Annotated in this window: 4 protein-coding genes; all 4 read left to right on the forward strand. The window is 74.1% G+C overall.

Going from position 1 to position 4,723, the window contains the following annotated elements:
* On the forward strand, positions 1-1,396 hold a 1,396-nt coding region (locus RIF68_RS27795), incomplete at its 5' end, for a class I tRNA ligase family protein (RefSeq protein ID WP_309054048.1).
* A 131-nt stretch (positions 1,397-1,527) separates the two neighbouring features.
* A complete protein-coding gene (locus RIF68_RS27800; RefSeq protein ID WP_309054049.1) occupies positions 1,528-2,280 on the forward strand; it encodes a hypothetical protein in 753 nt (250 codons plus the stop codon).
* 149 nt (positions 2,281-2,429) lie between these two features.
* Positions 2,430-3,275, forward strand: coding sequence for a DegV family protein (locus RIF68_RS27805; RefSeq protein ID WP_309054050.1), 846 nt, complete (start codon positions 2,430-2,432; stop codon positions 3,273-3,275).
* Positions 3,276-3,691: 416 nt separating this feature from the next.
* Positions 3,692-4,492 carry a ComEA family DNA-binding protein gene (locus tag RIF68_RS27810; protein ID WP_309054051.1) on the forward strand — a complete coding sequence of 267 codons (801 nt, stop codon included), beginning with the start codon at positions 3,692-3,694 and terminating at the stop codon, positions 4,490-4,492.
* The last annotated feature ends 231 nt before the right edge of the window (positions 4,493-4,723 follow it).

Here is a 4,723-nt window from a genome sequence, read left to right on the forward strand (position 1 = left end):
GGCGAGGATCACCGCCTGGCTGGCCGAGCGCGGCATCGGCGAGAGCACCGTCAACTTCCGCCTGCGCGACTGGCTGTTCAGCCGCCAGCGCTACTGGGGCGAGCCCTTCCCGATCGTCTACGACGAGGACGGCGTCGCCCACCCGCTGCCCGAGTCGATGCTGCCGCTGGAGCTGCCGGAGGTCGAGGACTACTCGCCGCGCACCTTCGACCCGGACGACGCCGACACCCAGCCGGAGACCCCGCTGTCCCGCAACGAGGACTGGGTCAACGTCACGCTGGACCTGGGCGACGGCCCCAAGCGGTACCGCCGCGAGACCAACACCATGCCCAACTGGGCCGGATCCTGCTGGTACGAGCTGCGCTACCTGGACCCGCACAACGACCGGGAGCTGGTCGACCCGGCCATCGAGCAGTACTGGATGGGACCGCGGGAGGGCATGCCCACCGGCGGTGTCGACCTGTACGTGGGCGGCGCCGAGCACGCCGTGCTGCACCTGCTGTACGCCCGCTTCTGGTCCAAGGTCCTGTTCGACCTGGGCCACATCTCCTCGGCCGAGCCGTTCCACAAGCTGTACAACCAGGGCATGATCCAGGCCTACGTCTACCGGGACGCGCGCGGCATCGCCGTCCCCGCGGCCGAGGTCGAGGAGCGTGACGGCGGTTTCTGGTACCAGGGTGAGAAGGTCAGCCGCGTCCTGGGCAAGATGGGCAAGTCCCTGAAGAACGCGGTCACCCCGGACGAGATCTGCGCCGAGTACGGGGCCGACACCCTGCGCCTGTACGAGATGGCGATGGGCCCGCTGGACGTCTCGCGGCCCTGGGACACGCGCGCCGTGGTCGGCCAGTACCGGCTGCTGCAGCGGCTGTGGCGCAACATCGTCGACGAGACGACCGGCGAGGTCACCGTCGTCGACACCGCGCCCGACGAGGACACGCTGCGCGCCCTGCACAAGGCGATCGACGGCGTCTCCCAGGACATGGCCGCGATGCGCTTCAACACCGCCATCGCCAAGATCACCGAGCTGAACAACCACCTGACCAAGTCCGGTGGCGCGGTCTCCCGCACGGTCGCCGAGCAGCTGGTGCTGCTGGTCGCCCCGCTGGCCCCGCACATCGCCGAGGAGCTGTGGCACCGACTGGGCCACGAGGAGTCGGTCGTCCACCAGGACTTCCCGGTCGCCGACCCGGCGTACGTCGTGGACGAGACCGTGACCTGCGTCGTGCAGATCAAGGGCAAGGTCAAGGCCCGCCTGGAGGTCCCGCCGTCGATCACCGACGCCGACCTGGAGGCGCTGGCCCTGGCCGACCCGCACGTGGTCAACGCGCTGGGCGGTGCCCCGATCCGCAAGGTGATCGTGCGCGCGCCGAAGCTGGTCAACATCGTGGCCGGCTAGCCACCGCGGACCGACCCAGGGGTTTCCCCTACGGGCAGGTTGGGGGTTCCGATGGAACCTCCGGCCTGCCCGTTCCGTTTACCGTGGAGGAACCACAACCGTGGAAGCCGACGGACACCGGAGGGGCGCACATGGATGCCGCGATTGTCACGATCCTGGCGCTGTTGTTCTTGGCGTTCGTGGCGCTCGGGGTCTACGCCACCGTCAAGGTGGTCAAGGCGACCAAGCGCGGGGTGGACCGCACGATCGACCAGGCGCGGCGGACCGTCGAGGACACGACGCTGCGCGCCAAGAGCATCGGCCAGGCGGGTGTCGCGGGCGAGCTGGCCCGGCTGAGACTGTCGCTGCGCACGTCGATGCGGGCCACGCAGGAGGCGTTGAAGGCCGGTGCCGTCGAGGACGCCTCCCTGCGGGAGTCCCTCGACCTCTTCCAGCGGCTGAGTGCCCACGGCCTCGAACTGGACGAGGACCTCAAGCGGCTGGAGAAGGAGCCCGACCGGGCGTGGGTGGCCGCACAGCTCCCCGATCTGACCGCGCGGACGGAGCGGATCACGGGCTCGGCCGAGGCCCTGCGCCGGGCCGCCCGGGAGCGGGCCCGGAAGTTCGCCGAGGACGACCTGTCGGCGCTGTCCGCCCAGATCGACATGGAGGCGGGCGCACTGCGCCACTGGGACCGCGCGGAGGGCGGACCGCAGGCCGCCGCCGGCGGTGCGACCGCGTCCGCCGACCCCTGGGGGGAGCCGGGACCGGCGGCCACCGGACACACGACGGCGGGTGCCGGCGGGACGGGGGCGGCCGAGGGGCCCCAGGCGCTTCCGCCGCGCGATCCGCGGCTGACCGCCTACCCGTGGGAGAAGTCGGCCCGCCCGGAGAGCACCACCTGACGGAGCGGACGGGGCCCCATCGGACCCGCGGGGAGAGGGTGACCGGGCCGTCGGCGCCGTGCTGCCCTGCCCGGCCCGCGCCGTCCCGGGCCCGGGCCGGGCAGGGGGCGGACTGCCGCACGGCGGCCGTGACGGGTAACCTCCCGCTCATGTCCCGGCATGTCGCGATCGTCACCGATTCCACGGCCTACCTGCCACCCCAGACGATGGAGCGGCACGCGATCACCGCGGTCCCGCTGACCGTCGTCATCGGTGACCGCGCCTATGAGGAGGGCACCGAGATCTCGGCCAGATCCCTGGCCGAGGCCCTGCAGAAACGGCGACACGTCACCACCTCGCGCCCGGCACCCGAGGTCTTCGCGGAGGCCTACCGGGAGGCCGCCGCGGCCGGGGCGGGGGGCATCGTCTCCCTGCACCTGTCCTCCGAGGTCTCCGGCACGTACGACGCGGCCGTCCTGGCCGCGAAGGAGGCCCCCGTCCCCGTGCGGGTGGTCGACACCCGCATGGTCGGCATGGCCCTGGGCTTCTGCGCGCTCGCGGCGGCCGAGGTCGCGGAGGCCGGCGGCTCTCTCGACGAGGCCGCCGCGGCGGCCGAGAAACGGGTGGCGAACACCTCGGCCTACTTCTACGTCGACACCCTCGACTATTTGCGCAAGGGCGGCCGCATCGGCGCCGCCCAAGCCCTGCTGGGCTCCGCCTTCGCGGTCAAGCCGCTCCTCGAACTCGACGGCGGCCGCATCGAGTTGCGGGAGAAGGTCCGCACCGCCTCCAAGGCCATCGCGCGCCTGGAGGAGATCGCCGTCGAACGGGCCGGAACGGGCCCCGTCGACGTCGCCGTGCACCACCTCTCCGCACCCGAGCGGGCCGCCGTGCTCGCCGACCGCCTGCGAAAGCGCCTGCCGGCCATCGAGGACCTCCAGGTCAGCGAGGTGGGTGCGGTCATCGGCGCCCACACGGGGCCCGGTCTGCTCGCGGTGGTCGTCTCCCCCCGCTGACCGCCGGCCCCTCACCCGGAAGAGTGAGGGAGTTTTCCACAACCGGGCGGCTGTCCACGGAACATGGCGCGGACCGGCACGGCGAGGCGGCGATCCCTACCGTCACGAGCATGGTTCTTCGCACAGACACCGCCACGACCGCGTTCGGCACCGGCAGCGCCCCGGCGGCTCCGACGAGCGGGCCCGGCCGTGCGCCGGGTTCCGACGGACGGAGCAGGACGGGCGGCCGCGGGTCGCCTCCCGGGCCGGCCCGGCGACGCTCCCGCGTCGGCGGGACGGGTGCGGCGGGTGCGGGCTCGGGCTCGGTGACGCTTCCGGGCCGGGACCCCGCGACGGCCCGGGACCCGCTTCCGATCGGCGGGGATGCCGTACGGGTCAGGGGAGCCGCCCTGTTTCCGGAGGCCCGCCTGCCGGAGGTGACGGAGGTTCCGGAGACGGGGGGCCGGGAGGGGGCGACGGCCCGCCGTTCACCGCCGGGACGGCGGGAGCGGTTCGCGGAGGCGGTCCGGGAGCGGATCCCGCTGTGGGTGCGGACGCGGTGCGGTCTCGAACCGAGGACGCTGGCCGCGCTCGCGGTGGTCCTCGCCGTGGCGACCGTGATCGCGGGCGCTTTCTTCTGGACGGGACGGCCCGAGCCGGTCCGGGCACCCGACGTGGTGCGTGCCGTCCCGCCGCCGGTGGCCGCCTCGGCGTCGGAGGTGTCCACGCCGCTTCCGGCGCAAGCCGCTCCACCGACGGCCGTGGCGAGCGCGGCGAGCCAGCCGAATGTCGTCGTGGACGTCAGCGGCAAGGTGCGCCGTCCCGGGGTGCTGACGCTGCCTGCGGGGTCGCGGGTGGCGGACGCCCTGAGCGCCGCGGGAGGGGCGCAACCGGGAGCGGATCTGACCGGTCTCAACCGGGCGAGGGTGCTCCTGGACGGTGAGCAGGTCCTCGTCGGTCTGCCGGGGCCGCCGGGCGGCGGCCCGGGACCGGGCGCCGCCCCGGGACCCGCCGGTGGCCCGGCCGCCGGTGCCCCGGGCCCTGCGGCACCGCTGAGCCTCAACGCGGCCACGGCGGAACAACTCGACTCGCTGCCGGGCGTGGGACCGGTCCTTGCGCAGCACATCGTGGACCACCGCAGCCGGCACGGCGGTTTCCGCACGGTCGCGGAGCTGCGGGACGTCGACGGCATCGGCGAGCGCCGCTTCGCGGATCTCGAACCGCTGGTCCGGCCATGAGCCCGGGAGGCCGTCCGGCCGGGCCGGTGGCGGAGCCTTCGGGAGGTCCGGGTGCGCGGACACGCCCGGAGCCCGACAGGGAGGCGGGCGCCCGGGTGGAGAAGGAGGGGCCGGCCGATCTGCGGCTCGTGCCGCCGGCCCTCGCCGCCTGGGCGGCGGCGGCCTGGGCCGTGGGCACGACCGGGTGGCGGACGATGGCCGCCGTGGTGTTCTGCCTGGTGGCGGCGGCCG

It is taken from the genome of Streptomyces sp. (assembly GCF_031178505.1).
Lineage (GTDB): Bacteria > Actinomycetota > Actinomycetes > Streptomycetales > Streptomycetaceae > Streptomyces > Streptomyces gulbargensis.